The organism is Streptomyces sp. NPDC045778 (genome assembly GCF_056431945.1).
Genome location: NZ_JBWKJZ010000035.1, coordinates 14,039 through 34,037 on the forward strand (window position 1 = coordinate 14,039; position 19,999 = coordinate 34,037).

Below are 19,999 nucleotides of genomic sequence, written 5' to 3' on the forward strand. Positions count from 1 at the left end.
TTGCTAACTCCTGCAAGCACCCGCTTGCAAAAGTGCGCTACGCCACGCGGAGCCGGGCCCGGGGAGCCGTAAGGCAGGCTGGTTGACCTTCACCTTGGGGGAGCCCACAGCATCGGTGGGGCCGGGCGGCGTGCCCGGTATGAGGAGGGACGAGCATGGAGCTGCTGACCATCGGGGCGTTCGCGAAGGCGTCCCGGCTCTCGCCGAAGGCGCTGCGTCTCTACGACCAGCTCGGCCTGCTGCCTCCCGCTCGTGTCGACCCGGTCACCGGCTACCGCCGCTACGCGCCGGAGCAATTGGACCAGGCCCGGCTGGTCGCCTGGCTCCGGCGGCTGGGGATGCCTCTCGCCCGCATCCAGCGGGTCTGCGCCCTGGCGGCGGGCCCGGCTGCCGAAGAGGTCCGGGCGTTCTGGGCCCAGGTCGAGGCCGACACCGCCGCGCGGCGGGACCTGGCCACCTTCCTCATCGACCATCTCTCCTGGAAGGACCCCGCCATGTCCCCGGCCGTCACGCCCCTGGGCATCCGTTACGCCGCCCTTTCCGACACCGGACTCGTCCGCGAAAGCAATCAGGACACCGCCTACGCGGGGTCCCGCCTGCTCGCCGTCGCCGACGGATACGGCAGCGGAGGCGCCCCCGCGAGCGCCGCCGCCGTGGACGCGCTCAAGCGCCTCGAGACCGACGGCATCCCTGCGGGCGATCTCCTCAACGTCCTCGAAGACGCCATCGAACAGGCCGAGCAGGCCGTGCACGGCATCTCCGGAGCCGGCTCTTCCGACGAGTCCGCCGGGACCACGCTCACCGCGATGCTCTGGACCGGCTCGCAGTTGGCCCTCGTCCACATCGGCGACTCCCGCGTCCACCTCCTGCGCGACGGAGAGCTGTTCCAGATCACCCACGACCACACCGTGGTGCAGTCCCTGGTCGACGAAGGGCGCCTCAGCCCGGAAGAAGCCGCATCGCACCCCCAGCGGTCCCTGCTGGTACGGGCCCTGGGCCAAGGGGCCGACTCCACACCCGACATGCGTCTGCACGACGCCCGGCAAGGAGACCGGTACCTGCTCTGCTCGGACGGCCTGTCCACCGTCGTGCCGACCGCGGACATCCACCGAGTGCTCTCCGACGTCGGCGAACCCGAGCAGGCGGTCCGCGAACTCGTCGGCCTCGCCAACGGCTCCGGTGGTCCCGACAACGTCAGCTGTGTGGTCGCCGACGTGGTGGAACTCCAGCAGTAGGAGACCTACCGGCTCGGCTCCGCGGGCCGTGGTGTGTACGTCCATCTCGGTACGCAGAACTGGGCCACCGGGCCCACCGCGACGGCGTACAGGACCGTGCCGGGGCCCACCGTGCCGCCGAGGAGCCAGCCCGTGGCGAGGACGGTGATCTCGATGCCGGTGCGGACGGTGCGCAGGGAGCGGCCGGTCGCGGCGGTCAGGCCGGTCATCAGGCCGTCGCGGGGGCCGGGGCCGAAGCGGGCGCCCACGTAGACGGCGATCGAGAAGCCGTTCAGGAGGATGCCCGCCGCCAGCAGGGCGCTCCGGGCCGCCAGGCCCGCGGGCTCCGGGACCAGCCGGAGTCCGGCGTCCGCCACGCCGCCCACGAGGGCGATGTTGGCGAAGGTGCCGAAGGCCGGCTTCTGCCGCAGCGGGATCCACAGGGCGAGGACGGCCGCGCCCACCAGCGTGGTCAGCGCGCCGAAGCTGAGCGAGGTGTGGCGTTCGAGGCCCTGGTTCAGGACGGCCCAGGGGTTGACGCCCAGGGCGGCTCTGACCGTGAGGGCGACGCTGAAGCCGTACAGGGCTAGGCCGATGAGGAGTTGGGGGATGCGGCGGGTGGGGGCTTCGGCGAAGGGGAGGTGGGTGAGGGGTGGGACCGCCGTGCGGTGCGGCCCCGCTTCATCCGCCACCCTGCGGCGCGGCCCCGCTTCATGTGCCGCCCTGCGGTGCGGCCCCGCTTCATCCGCCACCCTGCGGCGCGGCCCCGCTACATCTGCCACCCTGCGGCGCGGCCCCGCTTCATCCGCCACCCTGCGGCGCGGCCCCGCTTCATCTGCCACCCTTCGCCACAGCCCCAGCACCACGACCCCGCCCCCTCCCTGCCCGCGCGGCGCTCGCCGCCGGTTCCCGTGGGGTGGAGTCTGTACAGTCATTGGCCTCCAAAGCATGGCCAATCTCCGGGGAGTGGTATGGCCGAGCGGAACCTGGGCGGGCAGCAGCTCGCCGCGCTGCTGCCCGGCGCGGCGGACACCCGGCCCGCCTACCGGCACCTCGCCCAGGCCATCGGCGACCTCGTGCTCGACGGGCGGATCGCGCTGCGGGTGCGGCTGCCCGCCGAGCGGGAACTTGCCGCGGCCCTCGGGGTCAGCAGGCCCACCGTCACCGCCGCCTACGACCTGCTGCGCGAGAGCGGTTACGCGCACAGCCGCCGGGGCTCAGGCACCTGGACCGCGCTGCCCGAGGGGCGGGCGCCCAACGGGGTCGCCCGCGTGCTCGCGCCGCCGGATACCGCCATCGACCTGGCCAGGGCCGCGCCGGGGCCGCCGCCGGACGCCCTGGCCGCGGCGCTCGCGCGGGCCGCGCCCCGGATCGCCGAGCACACGGGGAACCCGGGCTACTACCCGTACGGACTGCCGGAGTTGCGGGCCGCCGTCGCCGAGCGGTTCACCCGGCGCGGCCTCGCCACCGTGCCGGAGCAGATCCTGGTGACCTCCGGCGCCCAGCACGCGTTCACGCTGGTCCTCGGGCTCCTGTCAAGCCCCGGCGACCGGGTCCTGGTCGAGAGCCCGTCGTACCCGAACGCCCTGGAGGCCCTGCGCCGCGCCCGGCTGCGCCCGGTGTCCGTCCCGGTCGCCGACGACGGCTGGGACGCGCAGCTCGTCGAGTCGACCCTGCGCCAGGCCGTGCCTCACCTCGCCTACCTCATCCCCGACTTCCACAACCCGACCGGCCTCCTCATGCCGGACGACACCCGGGCCCGGGTGCTGCGCGCGGCGCACCGCTGCGGCACCTGGCTGGTCGTCGACGAGACGCTCGCGGACCTCGCCCTGGACGTCCCGGCCCCGGCCCCCAGCGCCGTGCACGCCGCGCCCGGCGCGTCCGCGCAGGTCATCACCGTGGGCTCGATGAGCAAGAGCCACTGGGGCGGTCTGCGCGTCGGCTGGCTGCGCGCGCCCGCGCGGCTCGTGACCGAGCTGGCCGGCCAGCGCGTCGCGGGCGACCTGGGCGGCTCGGTCGTGGACCAACTCCTGGCCCTGGACCTCCTGGAGCGGGCGGACACCTCGGTGCCGGAGCGGATCGCGGGGCTGCGCGAGCGGCGCGACGCGCTCACCGGGGCGCTCGCCGCGCACCTTCCGGGCTGGACCTGGCGGCAGCCGCCCGGCGGGCTCTCCCTCTGGGTGGACCTCGGCGAGCCCGTCGCCGCCGCGCTCGCCGAACGGGCCCTGGACTACGGCGTACGGATCGAGGGCGGGGCCTGCTTCGCTGCCGATCCCGGCGTGTTCGAGCAGCGCCTGCGCATCCCGTTCACCACGGATCCGGACACGCTGCGCGAGGCCGTGCGCCGCCTGGCCGCCGCGCTCGCCGACGACCGGACGCCGCCGCAGGGCGCCCGCCGCCCGCGCTGGGTCGTCTGAACCACGCGCGCGGACGCGCGCGGACGCGCCCGGGCCCGCCTCGTCCGCGTATCATCCGGACACTCATTCGATCTTCCGGTGGCCGGGGGGCCGCCGTGAACCCATGGGGGGGGACCCATGCGCCACAGCGCGCTCACCGCGGCGGGCCTGTGCACCGCCGTCGTCCTGGGGGCCGCAGGCCTGACTCCGGCCGCCGGCGCCGCCGCTCCGCAAAAGGCGCCCGGCGGTGCCCGGCCGGCCGTCGACGGGCCGGACTTCAACGGGGACGGCCATCCGGACCTGGCCGTCGGCGCGCACACCGCGACCGTCGACGGCGTGAAGCGGGCGGGCGCCGTCACCGTCGCCTACGGCTACGCGCACGGACTGACGTACGACACCGCGCACGTCCTCGGCCAGGGCACGCCGGGCGTCCCGGGCGAGCCCGTGCCGGACGCCCGCTGGCGCGAGGTCAGCGACTACGGCGACCTGGACGGCGACGGCTACGACGACCTGGTCGTGCACTGGCTCCAGAAGAACACGGTGCTGTGGGGCGGCAAGGACGGCATCACCGGCGCCGGCACCGCCCTGCCGCCCGGCGACTACCGGGCCGACTCCCCCAAGCTGCTCGGCGGCGGCGCGGGCGTGGGCGACGTCAACGGCGACGGCGTCGACGACTTCGTCAGCCGCGGCCACAACGGCCTCTCGTACGGCGTCTCCGTGCTGCTCGGCCCGCTGAACCGGGACACGGGCAGACCCGCGGGCATCTGGCACCGCGACACCGCGAAGGCCGACAAGCTCGTCATCGGCACCGTCCACGTGGGCGACCTGACCGGCGACGGCGTGGACGACGTCGTGGCCAGCGGCGGCGTCGTCCTCGGCAGCGGCAAGCCGGGCGGCGTCGTCCTCAAGGGCTCCAAGGACGGCCTGGTCAAGGGCCGCGCGTTCCAGGGCCCGTACCGGCACGGCACCGACCTGCCGTCCGCCTTCGGCGATCTGAACAAGGACGGCTACCAGGACCTGGTCACCGGCCACCCGGACGAGAACAAGGTGTACGTGACCTACGGCGGCCCCGACGGTACGAGCGCCACCCTGAAGTCCCGCCCGTACTCGCAGGCCAGTGCCGGAGTGCCGGGCGTCGACGAGACGGGCGACAAGTTCGGCTCCGCGGTGGCGGTCGGCGACACCGACGCGGACGGGTACGCGGACCTGATCATCGGCGCCTCGTACGAGACGGGCTCCGACCCGGTGGCCACCGCGAAGGCGGGCGCGGTGACCGTGCTGCGCGGCGGCCCGTCCGGGATCACCACGGAGGGCGCGAAGACGCTCACGCAGAACTCTCGTGGCGTGCCCAGCACTTCTGAGGCCGACGACCACTTCGGCGCGGCGGTGGCCGTGACCGGCGCGGGCGGCCGTCCCGAGGTCGTCGTGGGCGGCAACGGCGAGGACGGCTTCAAGGGCCGCGTCTGGCGGCTGCCGACGGGCGCGGACGGGGTCACCGGCACCGGCTCCGCCGGCTTCCGGCTCGACACCCTGGGCGGGTCCGCGGGCGGGGGCAACTTCGGGTACCGGATGGTCGGTTGATCCGGGTCCCGGCGGCTCAGCGGTTGGCGACCCGGTTGAAGGAGGCCTTCGCCCACAGGTAGCCGAGCACGGTGAGGGCGGTCAGCCAGGCCAGGGAGATCCAGGCGTCGTCGCCGATCTCGGTGCCGAGCAGCAGGCCGCGTACCGTCTCGGTGATCGGTGTGAACGGCTGGTACTCCGCGAACCAGCGGATGCCGGCCGGCATCGAGTCCGGCGGCACCACCGCCGAGCCCAGGAAGGGCAGGAAGGCGAGGGGCAGCGGCGCGTTGGACGCCGTCTCCACGCTCTCCGAGCCCAGGCCGATCGCCGCCGAGAGCCAGGCGAGGGCGAACGCCAGGAACAGCAGCAGGCCGAGGACCGCCGCCCACTCCAGGACGTGGGCGTTGGAGCGGAAGCCGACCGCGAGCGCGACGCACACGATGAGCAGCAGGCTGACCGCCGTCTGCACCACGTTGCCGAGGACGTGCCCGACGAGGACCGAGGCCCGGGAGATCGACATCGTACGGAAGCGGTTGATGATGCCCTCGGTCATGTCGGTGCACACCGACACCGCCGTGGCGATCGAGCTGGTGGCGATGGCCATCAGCAGGATGCCGGGGGTGATGTAGTTGGTGTAGACGTCGCGGCCGCCACCGCCCCCGATGCCGGGTACGTCGATGCCGTTGCCCAGCGGGGCGCCGAAGACGTAGACGAACATCAGCAGCATCAGGACCGGAAGCACCACGACCGACAGGGTCAGGGACGGGTAGCGCCGCGCGTGCTTGAGGTTGCGGCGCAGCATCGTCATCGAGTCGCGCAGCGCGTAGGTGGTGGTGCTCATCGCCGGGCCTCCTTCAGGGCGGTGCCCCTCGCGGGGCCCCTCGCGCCGCCCGCGGCGGTGCCGCGGTCCTGGCCGGTCAGGGCGAGGAACACGTCGTCCAGGTCGGGGGTGTGCACGGTGAGCGCCTCCGCCTGGATCCCGGAGCCCTCCAGGACGTCGAGTACGGCGCGCAGGACGGGGATGCTGCCGTCGCTGGGGACCTGGAGCGTCAGCTCGTCGTCGTCGCGGGTGACGGTGCTGAGCGCGAGGCGGTCGGTGGCGGCGTTCAGGTGGTGGATGTCGTTGAAGCGCAGCCGGATGTGGCCACCGGGGATGCGGCGCTTGAGTTCCTCGGCGGTGCCCTCGGCGACGATCTTCCCGCCGTCGAGCACGGCGATGCGGTCGGCGAGTTGGTCGGCCTCTTCCAGGTACTGCGTCGTCAGGAAGATGGTGGTGCCGCCCGCGACCAGGTCGCGGATCATGTCCCACATCGTGCGGCGGCTGCGCGGGTCGAGGCCGGTCGTCGGCTCGTCGAGGAAGATCACGCTCGGGCGGCCGACGAGCGTCATCGCCAGGTCCAGCTTGCGGCGCATGCCGCCGGAGAATGTCGACGCGGGCTTGCGCGCCACGTCGGCGATCTCGAAGCGCTCCAGGAGTTCGGCGGCGCGGCGCTTGCCCTCGGCCCGGTCGAGGTGCAGCAGGTCCGCGATGAGGAGCATGTTCTCCTCGGCCGTCAGCAGACCGTCGACCGCCGCGAACTGCCCCGTCACGCCGATGCACTCGCGGACCGCGTCCGGCTGCCGGGCCAGGTCGTGGCCCGCGATCTGGGCCGTGCCCCCGTCGTGGGCGATCAGGGTGGAGAGGATCTGCACGGTGGTCGTCTTGCCCGCGCCGTTCGGACCGAGCAGCGAGAAGACGGTGCCGGGCGGGACGCTCAGGTCGATCCCGTCGAGCACGACCTTCTCGCCGTACGCCTTGCGCAGCCCTTGGGCGGCGATCGCCTTCGGCGGAGCGGTCGAACCGGGGGTGGCAGTCATCGTGCCGCCTCCTTGCTTCTCTTCTTCCTGGGACGGGTTCCTGGGGCGGGGCGGCGTCAGGCCGATGCGGGGCGGACCACGATGTCGCCGTAGCCGGTGCGGGCCGAGATCTCGACGGTCTCGGCGCCCGGCGCGGGGCCCGCGGCGGAACCGAGCGCGTTGCGCACCGCGCCGAACTGGGAGTTGGCCTCGAGCCAGGCCACGCTGGAGTCGCGGATGCCGACCTCCAGGTCGCCGATGGCGGCCTCCATGGTGACCCGGCCGCGGGCCACGTCGCCGAGCTTGATGCTGCCGTTGTCCGCCTTCGCGTCGACGGCGGCGTGGGCGATGCCCACGTAGATGTTGCCGTTGGCGGTGGTGGCGCGCAGGTCGCCGGTGATCTCGCCGATGCTGGTGTCGTTCTTGTGGTTCCTGACCGTGGCGGTGCCGGTGATGTCGCCGAGGTCGACCTGTCCGGCCGCCTCGACCTCGACGTCGCCGGTGGCGCGCTGGAGGCGCACCGCGCCGAAGCCCGTCTTGAGGAAGGCCGCGCCGGACTCCGCGACGTGGATGTCACCGGCGGACGACTCGAAGCGGCAGTCCCCGAGGCGGCCCTGGGTCCAGAAGGCGCCGGCGGCGGTCACGCCCCGGACGTCGGACCCGGACGGCAGCTCCACGGTGACCTCCACCGAGCCGCTCTTACCGAACACGGACCGCTGCTTGGGGCCCTTGACGACCAGGCGGCCGTCGACGCAGGAGACCTCGACCTGCTGGGCGGCCTTGACGTCGGCGCTCTCGCGGTCGTCGGTCGGCGCCACCGTGACCACGGTGTCGAGGCGCTTGGTGGCGGTGAAGCGGGCGGTGCCCATGTCGAACTCGACGAGGGCGGAGAGCGGTTCGGGGGTGTCGAAGGTAGGCATGGCCGTCCTGTTCCGATCGATGGGGTCCGGGCCGCTGGTGGGCGGACGGAGCGGGCCGCCGGTACCTGCCCCGGCGCCCCTCAACTTCATGACGCCAGCATGGCATCACCATGGCGCCAACGCAAGCCTTCTTGGCGCAGCGGTGGCGCCACAGGGTGTGACGGGGGGCGCACGGGCTGCCCACGCCACCCAACGATTACCTTCTGACCTGGTGTTATACGTACGGGACTACGCCGCAGGTGCATGCGCCACCGACCCCGGGCCGGCGTCGAGAACTGCCCTTGAGGGCATCACCCGAGAGGCACAAGGGGCACATGGCACCGCGAGTGAGCCACCGAGGCACCGATCACGGCACCCGCGGCGCCGCCCCGGTCCGCAGCCCGGCAAGCGTCGTGGCCACCGTGTGCCGCAGCGCCTCCGTACCGGCGCCGGCGCGCGAGCGCAGGTTCACGCCGTACGCGAGGAGGACGAGGGCTTCGGCGGTGGCATCGAGGTCGACACCCGGCGCCAGCTGCCCCTGGGCGTGCGCCGCGGCCAGGGCGGCGGCCATCGCGCCCCGCAGCCGCTCGTGGTGGTCGTCCAGGACGGCCCGGACGTCGGGGTCCTCGGCCTCGCCGCCCGCGTAGGCGTTGACGAGCATGCAGCCCCACCCCGCGTACTCGCCGGAGCAGCGCTGGTCGATCAGGCCGTCGAAGGCCTCCTGGAGGGCGGGCAGGCCGCGCCCGTCGCGGGCGAGGCGCTCGCACGCCGGGCGGGCACGCTCGTGCACGTAGCGGCGCAGCGCGGCCCGGTAGAGCTGCCGCTTGCCGCCGAAGGTGGCGTACAGGCTGGAGCGGTTGAGCCCCGTCTCCGCGGTGACGGCCTGGATGGAGACGGTGGCGGCGCCGAGCCGCCAGAAGAGGCGCTCGACGCGCTCCAGGGCCGCGTCCGGGTCGAAATGCTTGATGTCGGGCACCGCGCCTCCCGCTCCCCCGCCGATTCCTGAACTGCCCGTTCCAAGTTAGCCCTTGACGCCCGCGCGCGGCCACCACCATCCTGAAACGGTCGTTTCAAGATAGGCGCGGTACCCACGAGAAGGACGGCCCCGCATGAGCCTCCGCGAAGAACTCCGCTTCATCCACGACAACCGCCACCTCAAGCTCTCCGCCGACACCATGGCGACCATGGACCGCAACGCCGACGCCCTCGCCGCGTCCGGCATCACCGACCGCGCGGTCGGCGTCGGCGCGCGAGCACCCCTGTTCACCCTCAAGTCGGCGACGGGAGCGGAGGTTTCGCTGGCCGGGCTGCTCGCCGACGGGCCGGTCGTGCTGACCTTCTACCGAGGCGCCTGGTGCCCGTTCTGCAACCTGGCGCTGCGCGCCCTCCAGGAGCACCACGACGCCATCACCGCGCGCGGCGCCCGCCTCGTCGCCCTCTCGCCGCAGGTCCCCGACGAGTCGCTGTCCCTGACGGAGAAGCAGGGCCTCGCCTTCGACGTGCTCAGCGACCTCGGCTCGGACGTCGCGGAGAGCTACGGCATCGCCTTCGACCTGGGCGAGGAGCTGGGCTCGCTCTACGACAGCCTCGGCTTCGAACTCCAGCGCGTCAACGGCGGGCACGGCCGCACCCTCCCCCTGCCCGCCACCTACGTCATCGACCCCTCCGGCGTCGTCCGCTGGGCCTTCGTGGCCACCGACTACGCGCTGCGGGCCGAGCCCTCGGACGTACTCGCGGCCCTCGACGCCCTCGGCACCGCCCCGCACGCCTGAGCCGCCTCGCGCAGCGCGTGCCGGGCGGCCGTCACCGCCGGGCGGCCACCGCCCCCACGGCGTACGACGGTGAAGATCCGGCGCGCGCCGAGGCCGGGCGGCAGGTCCCGCAGCGCGACCGTCGGCGTGCCGGGACCCGCCGACAGCGGGCCCGCGCCCCACACCAGGTCCGGCAGGAACGCGGCGGCGTGCCCCCGCTCGGCCAGGCGCAGATGCACCAGCAGATCGGCGGACTCGTACCGCACGTCCGGCTCGAACCCCGCCTCACGGCACACCGCCGTCGCCCACCGCCGCGCGGCCGTCCCCTCGGGCTCCATGACCCAGGGGTGCCCCGACAGGGACCGCGGGTCCAGATCGCCCTCCGGACCCGGCACGGCGAGGCGCAGCGGGTCCCGGCACAGTTCCTCGCGCTCCAGGACATCGGCGCGCGGGCCGGCGCCACCCGGGTACTCCTCCGCGACGACCAGGTCGAAGTCCCGGGCAAGGAGCGCCGGAAGAGCCGCCTCCGGCTCCAGCTGCGTGACGTGCACACGCAGCCGCGGATGAGCCTCGCGCAGCGTGGTCAGGGCGGCGGGGACGAGCGCCAGGGCCGCGGTCTGGAAGGCGGCGACCCGCAGCGTGCCGGTGAGTTCGGTGAGCGAGGCGGCGATGTCGGCCTCGGCGCGCTCCATGCGCTCCAGGAGCGCCTCGGTGTGGGCGACGAGGATCTCGGCCTGCGCGGTGAGCCGCACCCGCCGCCCGACGGGTTCGAGGAGCGGGACACCCGCCTCCGTCTCCAGCTGGGCGAGCTGCTGCGAGACCGAGGAGGGGCTGTACGAGAGCGCGGCGGCGACGGCGGCCAGCGTGCCGCGGTGCTTCAGCTCCCGCAGCAGCCGCAGCCGGCGGAGGTCGTACATACGGGATCCGATCCTTCGGGTTTCCTGATGAATATAGGTCGGAAAGATCCGCTGGACCGAAAGATCGAGCGGGCCGCAAGGTGGGAAACATGACCGAGACCTCCGCTTCCACCCGTACGACACCTTCCACCCGTACGACACCGTGGTTCGCGCGCCCGGCCGCCCGGGCCTGGACCTGCGCGCCCGCCCCGGATGGCATCCGCGCCTTCCACGCCTCCCTGCCCGGCTACGCGCCCACCCCGCTGACGGAACTGCCGGCCCTCGCGGCCGAGTTGGGTGTCGGCCGGGTCTTCGTCAAGGACGAGTCGGCGCGGCTCGGGCTGCCCGCCTTCAAGGTGCTCGGTACGTCCTGGGCCGTGCACCGGCTGCTCGCGGACCGCCCGGCCGGGGAGCGCGTGGAGTTCGTGACCGCGACCGACGGCAACCACGGCCGCGCGGTGGCCCGCGAGGCCCGCCGCCTCGGCCACGGTGCCCACGTCTTCGTGTCCCAGGGCGTCCACCCCGGGGCGGCCGCCGCGATCGAGGCCGAGGGAGCCCGCGTCACCCGCGTCGCCGGGGACTACGACCGCGCGGTGCGCGAAGCCGCAGCGGCGGCGCGCGGCTCCGCGCACGCGGTGCTCGTCCAGGACACCGCCTGGCCCGGCTACGAGGAGGTGCCCGCGCTTATCGTGCAGGGCTACGCCACGCTGTTCGCGGAGGTCGACGAGCAGTTGGCGGCCGCGGGCGCCGGGGCGCCCGGCCTGGTCGCGGTGCCCGTCGGCGTGGGCTCCCTCGCGCAGGCCGCCATCACGCACTACCGCGGCCGCCCGGCGTCCGGCACCAGCACCGGCACCAGCACCGGCACCGCGCTCCTCGCCGTCGAGCCGACCGCGGCGGCGCCCGCCCTCGCGAGCCTCACCCGCGGCGAGCCCGTCACCGTGCCCACGCGCGCGACGGCCATGGCGGGCCTGAACTGCGGCACCGTCTCCAGCCTCGCCTGGCCGTACCTGCGCGAAGGCCTCGACGCGGCCACCGCCGTGCCGGACACGGCCGCCGCGGAGGCCCTGCGCGACCTGCGCGCCCTCGGGGTCCCCGCCGGGCCGTGCGGCGCCGCGGCCCTCGCGGGCGTCCGGGCCGCACTTACCGGAGCCGACGCCTCCACCCGCCGGAGCGCGCTCGCGATGACCCCGGCCTCGACAGTGGTCCTCCTCAGCACCGAGGGCCGCTCAGCCAACCCCTACGGCTAACGGCCCCTGCCAAGGCCTCTCGGGGCGGAGGCGGCGCCGGGCGACTTTCTAACTCAGCGCTAAATAGAACCATCTATCTAGTGCTGAGTTAGAAAGGGAGACCCCGGGGCGCCCCGCGGTCGCGGGCCGTCGGGGCCAGCGGGGCCGGCGGGGCCGACGGCTTCCAGGGCAGTTCGTCGCTGTGCACCACCTCAAGGCTCGTCACCGCGCGGGTGAGGACCACGTAGAGGCGGTGGCGTCCGCGGGTCTCCGCCGCCGCGATCGCGGCCGGTTCGACCGCCACCACGTGGTCGTACTCCAGGCCCTTGGCCACCGACGCGGGTACGACCGTGACGCGGGAGCCCAGCTCGTCCGGGCCCGCCGCCTCGATGCCGGCCCGGGTGAGGGCGGCGCGCAGCGCGTCGGTGGCGGCGTCAGCTGCGATGACGCCGATGGAGCCCTCGCGGGCGAGCGCGCCGCGGACCGCCGTGACGGTACCGGCGGCCACGTCCGGCACCCGGCGCACCACGAGATCGCCGTCGCGGCGCAGGGAGCGCGCGGGCGGCACGTCGACGTCGAGGCCGGCGAGCAGGTCGTTGGCGAGCGTCACGATGGCCCGCGGGACGCGGAAGCCGGTGGTGAGCGGGGTGACCGCGGCGTCGGGTCTGCCGAGGTGGGCGAGGAGTTCGGGCCAGGCGCGGGCGGCCCACGGGGTGGTGCCCTGCGCGAGGTCGCCGAGGACGGTGAGGGAGCCGAAGCCCGCGCGGCGGGCGATCGCGCGGCACTCCATCGGGGAGAGGTCCTGCGCCTCGTCGACCACGATGTGGCCGTAGCCGTCGGGCCGTTCCACGAGGCCCGCCAGCTCGTCGAGGAGGACGAGGTCGGCGGCCGACCACTTCGCCGACTTATGCGAGCGCGGGGGCTTGGCCCAGGTGATCACCCGCTGCTCGTCGGGCGTGAGGAGGCCGTCCGCGGCGCGTGCCAACGCGTCGGCGTCCCCGAGGAGTTCGCAGAGGACCTCCTCGGGGCGGGCCCTGGGCCAGGCCGCGTCGACGAAGGCGGAGACGGGCCTGGCCCGGGAGACCTTCTGCACCCAGGTGTTGTTCATCGGGCCCGCGCGCCGTTCGGCCTGGTCCTGGATGTGGCGGACGGCGCGGCTGCGGACGCGCTCGCGGCCGGTGTCGTAGGGCGGCTCCTCCGCGCGGACGTCGGCGACGATCCGTTCGAGGTCCGCGGCGGGGACCCGCCAGCGGTACGAGCCGTCCGGCAGCGCGAGGTCGGCGGCGACGGGCGTGACGCGCGCGTAGAGGGCGCGGCGCAGGACCTCCGCCATGCGGGCGTCGTGCTTGACGGCCGCGGCCCGCTCGTCGTCGTACGCCGTGACGGGCTGCCGGGCGATCTCGTCCTGGACGGTGGACTGGCGCACCCCGGTCTCGCCGAGCGAGGGCAGGACCTCGGCGATGTACCGCAGGAAGGTGCGGTTGGGGCCGAGGATGAGCAGGCCGGAGCGGCGGACGCGCTGGGGGTGGGTGTAGAGGAGGTAGGCCGCGCGGTGCAGGCCGACGGCGGTCTTGCCGGTGCCGGGGGCGCCCTGCACGCACACGGACGCGGTGAGCGCGGCCCGCACGAGGTCGTCCTGCTCGGGCTGGATGGTGGCGGCGATGTCGCGCATCGGACCGACGCGGGGCCGCTCGATCTCCCCGGCGACGATGCGGCTCGGCGCCGCGGCCTCGCCGGACGTCAGATGTTCGTCCTCGAGGCCGGTGAGGTCGGCGGAGTCGCCCTTGCTGCCGGGGGCCCAGCCGAAGCGGCGGCGGACGGCGACGCCCTGCGGGTCGCGGGCGCCCGCCTGGTAGAAGGCGCGTGACACGGGGGCCCGCCAGTCGACGACGAGCGGCGGCGCGGCCGGGTCCTCGGTGATGCGCAGCCGCCCGATGTGGTAGCGCTGGCCTCGGTGGTCGCCCGCCTCGGGGGCCTCGGGGTCGAAGTCGAGCCGGCCGAAGTACAAGGGCCCTTGGGGGAGTTCGCGCATCTCCTTGGCCTTGCTGCGCAGCTGGTAGCCGAGCACCTCGGCGTCGGCGCCGGACGCGGAGGCGTTCTCGCCGCTGATCACCTGTTCCTGGGCCCCGTCCACCATCGCGGCGAGGGCGGCGCGGCAGGTGTCGTGGTAGCCGCGCTCCCGTACTAGCTCTTCGTCGAGTGGTGTCATGCGGACGAGCGTAGCAAAAAACGTTACCGGGTTACATTTATTACTGCGTCTCAGGCTGCGCTAGGCTGGAGCCATGACCGGTACGACGGACACGCCCCCGGCCGCCCCAGGGCTGCGGCAGCTGAAGAAGCGGCGCACGCGGCAGACGATCTCCGACACGGCGGTGGCGCTCTTCCTGGAGCGCGGCTTCGACAAGGTGTCGGTCGCGGAGGTGGCGACCGCGGCGGAGGTCTCCAAACCGACGCTCTTCCGGTACTTCCCGGCCAAGGAGGACCTGGTCCTGCACCGGTTCGCCGACCATGAGGACGAGGCCGCGCGCGTGGTCACGGCCCGCGGCGGCCGCTCCGCGCTGACGGCGCTGCGTGACCACTTCGGCGCGGGGCTCGACCGGCACGACCCGGTCACCGGTCTCAACGACGACCCCGACGTGCTCGCCTTCCACCGGTTGCTCTACGGAACGCCGTCGCTGGTGGGCCGCCTGTACGCGTACCAGGAGCGGGCCGAGCGCGCCCTCGCGCACGCGCTCGACGGGGGTGCGGCGACCGGCGACGCCTCCCTCGAAGCGCGTCTGGCCGCCGCGCAGATCCTGGCCGTGCAGCGGGTGCTCGCCCTGGAGAACTGGCGGCGCGTCGCCGCCGGCGAGCCCGCGGCCGCGGTCCTGCCCGAGGCGCGGGCGGCCGCGGAGCAGGCCTTCGCCCGCCTCGCCGCGGGGCTGCCCCGGCACGCCGGGCGCTAGCCGGGCAAGGGCCCCGCCACGCGCCACAGGGCGTCGAAGAGCAACCCCCGGTGCCGGATCCGCTCACGGGCGGCGGCGCCCGCGTCGGCGCGCCAGCGCGTGAGGTCGCCGCCCCCGTCGACGAGCTGCTCCCGGCCGATCAGACAGAAGCCGGGGAACGGCGTGAGGTGCAGGGCGCGGAACTCCCCGTCGAGCCTGGCCTGTTCGCCCCGCGCGAGGGCGCGCCGCAGCGTCGCGACGTCCTGCGCGTGCCCGCGCACCCGCCGCAGCAGCGCCCGCCGCGCGGCCTCGTCGTCGCCGACCGGGCCACCCGCCCCGGCCGCGCCGCCCGGGCCGGGCAGGGCCATCGGGCGGGTGAAGTCCGGCACGATGACCCGCAGCGTGACGTGCGGTCGCGCCGCGAGGCCGGGCCTGCCCAGACAGCACACCAGCGCCCGCACCACGTCCTCCCCCGTGAACGCGACGGCGTCGATACGGGGGTCCTGGTCGAGGGCCGCGTCGAGGCAGCGCTCCAGCACGGACGCGCCCGCCGTCGACGCGCACGGCCGCCCCGGTGGCCGCAGTGATTCCTTCACGTCACGTCCCTCGCACCCCCAGGAGGGTCGCCGCCCGGACCGGCGGCCAGCGACATGATGCCCGCCGCGGGGGACGCCCAGGAAGACACCGCGGCCCCCGGATCTAGCGCCGGGCGCGCTCCTCCTCGGACCAGCACCAGCGCGCGAGAGCGTCCATGGTGTCGGCGAGCGAGGGGGTGGGCCCGAGGCCCAGGGCGCGCCGGGCGGCGCCGAGCGCACCGTGCACCCGCGCGGCCGCCCGCTCCAGGGCGCCCTCGGCCTCCTGCTCCGCCGCCAGCATCAGGGCGGCCCGGACGACGTCGGTGAAGACGGACTGGGCGCGCTTGTAGTCGAGCAGCCGCGGCAGGTCCCGCCGCCACCCGGCGCAGCTCCCGGGCCGGGCCGCGGACACCGCAGCGCACCAGCGCCGGACGACCTCCCGCTCCTGGCCGGGGGCGTACCGCATGAGGTGCAGATGCGTGGCCAGGTCGTAGAGGGGGTCGCCGACCATCGCCAGCTCCCAGTCGATCGTCCAGAGCTGGCCGCAGCGGTCCAGGACGAAGTTCTCCCGGTGCAGATCGCCGTGGAGCAGGCAGAAAGGGCGGCGCGTCAGCCCCGAGACGCGCTCGCGCAGCACGGCGAAGGAGTCCCGGCCGATGCCGAACTCCTTGAAGAGCGAGCCGAACCGGTCCTCGTTGCGAAGGTAGACCTGCTCCTCGGTGAAGAGGACGAGGCGCTCGATGAAGCCGTCGGTGTCGCCGTCCCGCGGCCGGTCCGCGGCCACGCACCGCCGCTCGGCCGCCACGTCGTCCGGGGAGACGCCCGCCAGCTCGCCGAACAGGCCGACGATCTGGTCGACCACCCCGGCGGGGATGTCGGTGCCGGGCCCGGCCTCGCACTCGTCCCCCGAGCGCGCGCAGGCGCCAAGGGTGCGCCCCTCGATGAACCGCTGGAGCCGGAACTCGTCCTTCTGGATGACCTCCGGGATGCGCGAGACCCGTCCGGCGAGCACGACGAGCAGTTCCTCCTCCGACCGGAAGCAGCGCCGGTCGAACCAGAGGAGGCCCGGGCGCGGCTCCCGGCACTTCCAGCGCCAGGTCACGCCCGACTCGTCCGGCAGCGGAAAGACGTACGTCTCGTGGTGGTAGCCCCTGAGCGGCCCTTCGAGCGCGGCCGCGCCGCCGCTCACACGGGCGGCGCGGGCCCGGGCCGCGGACGGTGACTCAGAGGGCATGGCACGTTTCTCCCAGCCTGGGAAACCGGTTCTTCCAGACAGGGAAACCGGTCCGTTGGAGACGAATGAGAGGAGCGGAGCAAAAGTACCCCCTGAGTCTCGGGCTCCGGCGCCTCAACTCCCCAGAGTGGAAACGTTTTGGCACCGAACCGGCGCACACGGCGGCGCGTCAGGTCGACAGGACGGAAATACCGGGGTGAAACGGGCGAACAAATCTCCGTGGGCCATCCTGTACGAAACCCAACTGCCCGGTTCCCGACGCACAGTTGGTCAGCCCGGCGCCCCGAGTCGGCGTACCACGGCGAGCACCGGTTCGAGCGAGGTCACGACCTGCTCGGCCCCGGCCTCGCGGAGCAGGGCCTCCTTGCGGGCGTCACGCGCGTACCCGAGGAAGTGCACCCCGGCGGCCCTGGCGGCGCGGAAGTCCGAGGGAGTGTCGCCGATCATCAGCGCGGCGGCCGGATCGGCGCCCATCGCGCTCAGGGCGCGCTGGACACAGTGCGGGTTCGGTTTGAGCAGCCGCAGGTCCTGGGTTCGGCCGTATATGTGCGGCGCGAAGCAGCCGAGCAGGCCGCGCCCGGTGAGGTAACGGACGGCGGCCCGGGGCGAGTTGTTCGTGGTGATGGCGAGCCGGATGCCGACGGCCGCCCAGGTGCGGATCAGCGCGTCGGCGTACTCCGTCGGCCAGGCCGACGCGACCGCCGTCAGCTCCTCGTGGGTGAGCCGCTCCTCCAGTTCGACGACGAGGTCGCTGCCGGGCCTGCGGCGGTCGACGGCACGCAGCACGACCTGCGGGTCGGGGTCGTTGCGCACCCCGTTGGTGAGCAGGCCGTGCAGCCCCCGCCCCTCCAGCCAGCGCACCTGCTCGCGGGCCACGTCCACCGACGAATGCCGGGCGAACAGGCGGCAGATGGGGCCGTCGAAGTCGAAGAGCACGAAACGGGCCGGCTCGATCAGCTTCCGCAGGCCCTCGGTCGGTTCAGTCGCGTCAGAAGTCACCTAAGAGAGTGTTAGGTCCGTCGTGATCGTTTCCCAGAGTGCGTCGAACCACTTCTGCGATTCCCCCACGAAGCCGGAGTCGCGCGGGCTCGCGCCGTCGGTGAAGGAGAACAGCGGCGTCTTGAGGCCGCCCGCGTCCCACAGCTCCACCGTCTCGCCGCCGTCCACGTCCAGCTCCACCTGGTCGCGTACCAGCGTGTAGTACGCGAGGAGCGCCTCGTGCCCGTTGAGTACGTAGAGCTTCACCGGCGAGGTGAACGGCAGGGCCCGGAAGGTGACGTGTACGTCGATGCCGTGCGGCGCGTTGCGCAGCGTGAGCAGGTTGTGGCGCAGGACCTGCCCCTGCGCGTTGCGCTGCGCGAGCCAGCGCTGGTGCAGCCGGGCCCGGCCCTCGCGCTCCGCCTCCACCGGCACGGGGAAGGCCAGCTCGATGTCGCTGCTCGGCAGCAGGATGCGTACGTCGATGGAGCTGGGGCGCAGCAGTCCCGCGTGGATCTGGCGAATCGGTTCGCTGAGGGCGTTCATCAGGGTCTCCGCCGTGAAGGAGACCGCGTCCACGCGTACGTGCGGCTGTTTGAAGGCCTCCACCAGGCGCGGGGCGAGCGCGACCATGGACGGCTGCGGCTCCGGCGCCGCGCAGCCTGCGGGTGCGGCGGGGGCGGCGACGCGGGGCGGGCTGCCCTTGGTCACGTGGTTGATCAGGCCGTCGCGGTGCAGGCCGTGCAGGGCCTGGCGCACGGTGCCGCGCTCCACGCCGAACTCCTCGGCGAGCCGGGCCTGGGTGGGCAGGCGGTCGCCGGGTTTGAGGGTGCCGGTACGGATGCGGTCGCGCAGGGCGTCGGCGATGTCCTGGGGCGAGGGCTTTCTGCTGCCGGTCACTGCACCGTTCTCCTTGGTCACGGCCAGACGATACAACTGGCCACCATCTTTGGGGAGTTGGGGGCAAAGTTGTTTATGTATACCTACCAAGTGGGGACAACTTCAATGAGTTGGTTGCCAACTCTTTCGAGATGGCAGAAGGGGGAACCACCATGCCCGCCATAGCTCTCCTCGCAGCCGTGCTCGCCGTCGTCGCCGAGCAGCTCGTGCAGTGGAAGTACGGAACCCTCGGCATCGTCGGACTGCTCCTGCTGACCGTGGGCGTCAAGGCGCGGAACACCACGTGCAGCTCCCTGGGCGCGGCCGTCCTCACCCTGATGGTGACGGGGCCCGCCCTGTGAGGAGGCCGGGAGCCGGGCCGGCGGCCCGGGTCCCCGCCGCGGGGCTAGGGGCCGGGGTTCAGCCTCAGGTCCCTGCTGATCGTGTTCCACAAGGCGTCGAACCACAGGTGGGACTGCTGCACGAAGGTCGAGTCGCGCAGCCCGTCCCCTTGCAGGAAGGGGAAGAGCGTCGACTGCGTCCCCTGCGCGTCCCACAGCTCCAGATACTCCTGGCCGATCTCCTCACCGCGCTTGGTGAGGGTGTAGTACGCGAACAGCGCCTCGGAGCCGTTGAGCAGATACAGCTTCACGGGTGGCGTGAACGGCAGGGCGCGGAACTCCACCCGGACGTCGATGCCGTGCGTCCCGCGCAGCGTGAGGAGGTTGTGGCGCAGGACCTGCCCCTGCGCGTTCCGCTGGTCGAGCCAGCGGCGGTGCACGGGTCCTTCGGCGTCCCCGCCCCCCACCGGCGCGGGGAAGGCGAGGTCGATGTCGCGGCTCGGCAGCAGGACGCGCACGTCGACCTTGGCCGGTTTCAGCCGTCCGGCGTGGATCTGCCGGAGCGGTTCGCCGATCGCCATCGTCAGCGATATCGACGTCAGGCACAGCGCGTCGATCTTCACGTGCGACGCCTGGAACGCGGCGGCGACGCGTGGCGCGAGCCCGACCATCGTGGGCTGCGGGCGCACCGCGTCGCGGCTCGGGGCGGCGGGGGTCGCGACCGTGGCCGGGCTGCCCTTGGACACATTGGCCAGCAGCTGTTCGCTCTGCAGGATGCGCAGGGCCTGGCGCACCGCGCCGCGCTCCACGCCGAACTCGGACGCCAGCTCCGCCTGGGTGGGCATGCGCTGCCCCGGCCGCAGCAGGCCGGACCTGATCCGGGCCCGCAGCTCGTCCGCCACGTCCCGGTGCGACCGGTGCGGCGGCACGCCCGGCCTTTTCCGGTCGTTGACGGAGGCTTGGTCCGTGCTCACAACCAAACCGTACAACTTCCCGCCATCTTTGGGGAGTTGTACGGTAGGTGGTTATAGGACGCGCCAGGGCGGAGATAAGTCCAGTGGAGTTGGTGGCCAACTCGGGCGAACATGGTTGGAACCATCAGAGGGTTGGCCGCCGACTCCGCTCCCAAGTCGGGCTGACCGGGCTCTCATCCGGAGGGGAGCCGGGAGTTCGGTCAGCCGTTGAGCGGGGCGGGGGTGCCCCCAGGCCGTGGGGGCGGCGGCACATGGGGCCCGCCGCCCCCACGGCGACCCGTTCCGGCCGGCCGGGGCGGCCCGGGCCCGTGCCCCC

The 19,999-nt window shown here is 73.7% G+C and carries 19 protein-coding genes; 7 read left to right on the plus strand and 12 right to left on the minus strand.

Features of this window, described 5'->3' with window-relative positions; all coding sequences use genetic code 11:
• Window positions 1–155 precede the first annotated feature (155 nt).
• Complete coding sequence (locus AC07GB_RS32865; RefSeq protein ID WP_478851911.1) at window positions 156–1,235, plus strand: MerR family transcriptional regulator; 1,080 nt, start codon at window positions 156–158, stop codon at window positions 1,233–1,235.
• Between the two features lie 5 nt (window positions 1,236–1,240).
• On the opposite strand, the gene yczE is transcribed toward AC07GB_RS32865, so the two are convergent.
• The gene (yczE, locus tag AC07GB_RS32870) at window positions 1,241–1,825 is read right to left on the minus strand and encodes a membrane protein YczE (protein ID WP_478852045.1); all 585 of its coding nucleotides are present in this window, start codon (window positions 1,823–1,825) and stop codon (window positions 1,241–1,243) included.
• A 360-nt stretch (window positions 1,826–2,185) separates the two neighbouring features.
• Here yczE and yczR point away from each other — a divergent pair, with 360 nt between their 5' ends.
• The gene (yczR, locus tag AC07GB_RS32875) at window positions 2,186–3,631 is read left to right on the plus strand and encodes a MocR-like transcription factor YczR (RefSeq protein WP_478851913.1); all 1,446 of its coding nucleotides are present in this window, start codon (window positions 2,186–2,188) and stop codon (window positions 3,629–3,631) included.
• Between the two features lie 117 nt (window positions 3,632–3,748).
• Window positions 3,749–5,191 (plus strand): FG-GAP and VCBS repeat-containing protein, encoded by a 1,443-nt coding sequence (locus tag AC07GB_RS32880; protein ID WP_478851915.1) that lies wholly within the window; start codon window positions 3,749–3,751, stop codon window positions 5,189–5,191.
• 16 nt (window positions 5,192–5,207) lie between these two features.
• Here AC07GB_RS32880 and AC07GB_RS32885 read toward each other — a convergent pair whose 3' ends face one another.
• The 4 genes from AC07GB_RS32885 to AC07GB_RS32900 form a co-directional block, all read right to left on the minus strand.
• The gene (locus tag AC07GB_RS32885) at window positions 5,208–6,011 is read right to left on the minus strand and encodes an ABC transporter permease (RefSeq protein WP_478851917.1); all 804 of its coding nucleotides are present in this window, start codon (window positions 6,009–6,011) and stop codon (window positions 5,208–5,210) included.
• Entirely contained in the window at window positions 6,008–7,027 is a 1,020-nt protein-coding gene (locus tag AC07GB_RS32890) for an ATP-binding cassette domain-containing protein (RefSeq protein WP_478851919.1), read from the minus strand. The genes AC07GB_RS32885 and AC07GB_RS32890 overlap by 4 nt, the downstream gene beginning before the upstream one ends.
• Before the next feature lie 56 nt (window positions 7,028–7,083).
• Window positions 7,084–7,926 carry a DUF4097 family beta strand repeat-containing protein gene (locus AC07GB_RS32895; protein WP_478851921.1) on the minus strand — a complete coding sequence of 281 codons (843 nt, stop codon included), beginning with the start codon at window positions 7,924–7,926 and terminating at the stop codon, window positions 7,084–7,086.
• A 346-nt stretch (window positions 7,927–8,272) separates the two neighbouring features.
• Window positions 8,273–8,881, minus strand: coding sequence for a TetR/AcrR family transcriptional regulator (locus AC07GB_RS32900; RefSeq protein WP_478851923.1), 609 nt, complete (start codon window positions 8,879–8,881; stop codon window positions 8,273–8,275).
• A 133-nt stretch (window positions 8,882–9,014) separates the two neighbouring features.
• Here AC07GB_RS32900 and AC07GB_RS32905 point away from each other — a divergent pair, with 133 nt between their 5' ends.
• Window positions 9,015–9,677 carry a peroxiredoxin-like family protein gene (locus AC07GB_RS32905; RefSeq protein WP_478851925.1) on the plus strand — a complete coding sequence of 221 codons (663 nt, stop codon included), beginning with the start codon at window positions 9,015–9,017 and terminating at the stop codon, window positions 9,675–9,677.
• Here the strand turns inward: AC07GB_RS32905 and AC07GB_RS32910 are convergent.
• A complete protein-coding gene (locus AC07GB_RS32910) occupies window positions 9,605–10,573 on the minus strand; it encodes a LysR substrate-binding domain-containing protein (RefSeq protein WP_478851927.1) in 969 nt (322 codons plus the stop codon). The two genes, AC07GB_RS32905 and AC07GB_RS32910, sit on opposite strands and share 73 nt — an antisense overlap.
• Window positions 10,574–10,662: 89 nt before the next feature.
• Between AC07GB_RS32910 and AC07GB_RS32915 the strand changes: the two genes are divergently transcribed.
• A complete protein-coding gene (locus AC07GB_RS32915) occupies window positions 10,663–11,799 on the plus strand; it encodes a pyridoxal-phosphate dependent enzyme (protein ID WP_478851929.1) in 1,137 nt (378 codons plus the stop codon).
• Window positions 11,800–11,887: 88 nt separating this feature from the next.
• On the opposite strand, the gene AC07GB_RS32920 is transcribed toward AC07GB_RS32915, so the two are convergent.
• Window positions 11,888–13,987, minus strand: a complete 2,100-nt coding sequence (locus tag AC07GB_RS32920; RefSeq protein WP_478851931.1) for a HelD family protein — start codon at window positions 13,985–13,987, stop codon at window positions 11,888–11,890.
• Window positions 13,988–14,060: 73 nt separating this feature from the next.
• On the opposite strand from AC07GB_RS32920, the gene AC07GB_RS32925 reads away from it, so the two are divergent.
• Window positions 14,061–14,723: a TetR/AcrR family transcriptional regulator gene (locus tag AC07GB_RS32925; protein WP_478851933.1), complete on the plus strand. Its 663-nt coding sequence runs from the start codon at window positions 14,061–14,063 to the stop codon at window positions 14,721–14,723.
• Here AC07GB_RS32925 and AC07GB_RS32930 read toward each other — a convergent pair.
• From AC07GB_RS32930 to AC07GB_RS32945, 4 genes are all read right to left on the minus strand, one after another.
• Window positions 14,720–15,298: a hypothetical protein gene (locus AC07GB_RS32930; RefSeq protein WP_478851935.1), complete on the minus strand. Its 579-nt coding sequence runs from the start codon at window positions 15,296–15,298 to the stop codon at window positions 14,720–14,722. The genes AC07GB_RS32925 and AC07GB_RS32930 overlap by 4 nt on opposite strands.
• 103 nt (window positions 15,299–15,401) lie before the next feature.
• Complete coding sequence (locus AC07GB_RS32935; protein WP_478851937.1) at window positions 15,402–16,511, minus strand: phosphotransferase; 1,110 nt, start codon at window positions 16,509–16,511, stop codon at window positions 15,402–15,404.
• Between the two features lie 270 nt (window positions 16,512–16,781).
• Complete coding sequence (locus tag AC07GB_RS32940) at window positions 16,782–17,510, minus strand: HAD family hydrolase (RefSeq protein ID WP_478851939.1); 729 nt, start codon at window positions 17,508–17,510, stop codon at window positions 16,782–16,784.
• Complete coding sequence (locus AC07GB_RS32945) at window positions 17,511–18,389, minus strand: winged helix-turn-helix domain-containing protein (RefSeq protein ID WP_478851941.1); 879 nt, start codon at window positions 18,387–18,389, stop codon at window positions 17,511–17,513.
• Window positions 18,390–18,541: 152 nt separating this feature from the next.
• Between AC07GB_RS32945 and AC07GB_RS32950 the strand changes: the two genes are divergently transcribed.
• Window positions 18,542–18,730, plus strand: a complete 189-nt coding sequence (locus tag AC07GB_RS32950) for a hypothetical protein (RefSeq protein ID WP_478851943.1) — start codon at window positions 18,542–18,544, stop codon at window positions 18,728–18,730.
• Between the two features lie 44 nt (window positions 18,731–18,774).
• On the opposite strand, the gene AC07GB_RS32955 is transcribed toward AC07GB_RS32950, so the two are convergent.
• A complete protein-coding gene (locus tag AC07GB_RS32955; protein WP_478851945.1) occupies window positions 18,775–19,689 on the minus strand; it encodes a GntR family transcriptional regulator in 915 nt (304 codons plus the stop codon).
• Between the last annotated feature and the right edge of the window lie 310 nt (window positions 19,690–19,999).

Coding starts and splice junctions, on each gene's coding strand:
- AC07GB_RS32935 (WP_478851937.1), bottom strand. CDS start 16,511: ATGCCCTCTGAGTCACCGTCCGCGGCCCGGGCCCGCGCCGCCCGTGTG.
- AC07GB_RS32890 (WP_478851919.1), bottom strand. CDS start 7,027: ATGACTGCCACCCCCGGTTCGACCGCTCCGCCGAAGGCGATCGCCGCC.
- AC07GB_RS32895 (WP_478851921.1), bottom strand. CDS start 7,926: ATGCCTACCTTCGACACCCCCGAACCGCTCTCCGCCCTCGTCGAGTTC.
- AC07GB_RS32885 (WP_478851917.1), bottom strand. CDS start 6,011: ATGAGCACCACCACCTACGCGCTGCGCGACTCGATGACGATGCTGCGC.
- AC07GB_RS32950 (WP_478851943.1), top strand. CDS start 18,542: ATGCCCGCCATAGCTCTCCTCGCAGCCGTGCTCGCCGTCGTCGCCGAG.
- AC07GB_RS32905 (WP_478851925.1), top strand. CDS start 9,015: ATGAGCCTCCGCGAAGAACTCCGCTTCATCCACGACAACCGCCACCTC.
- yczR (WP_478851913.1), top strand. CDS start 2,186: ATGGCCGAGCGGAACCTGGGCGGGCAGCAGCTCGCCGCGCTGCTGCCC.
- AC07GB_RS32910 (WP_478851927.1), bottom strand. CDS start 10,573: ATGTACGACCTCCGCCGGCTGCGGCTGCTGCGGGAGCTGAAGCACCGC.
- AC07GB_RS32925 (WP_478851933.1), top strand. CDS start 14,061: ATGACCGGTACGACGGACACGCCCCCGGCCGCCCCAGGGCTGCGGCAG.
- AC07GB_RS32920 (WP_478851931.1), bottom strand. CDS start 13,987: ATGACACCACTCGACGAAGAGCTAGTACGGGAGCGCGGCTACCACGAC.
- AC07GB_RS32880 (WP_478851915.1), top strand. CDS start 3,749: ATGCGCCACAGCGCGCTCACCGCGGCGGGCCTGTGCACCGCCGTCGTC.
- AC07GB_RS32865 (WP_478851911.1), top strand. CDS start 156: ATGGAGCTGCTGACCATCGGGGCGTTCGCGAAGGCGTCCCGGCTCTCG.
- AC07GB_RS32915 (WP_478851929.1), top strand. CDS start 10,663: ATGACCGAGACCTCCGCTTCCACCCGTACGACACCTTCCACCCGTACG.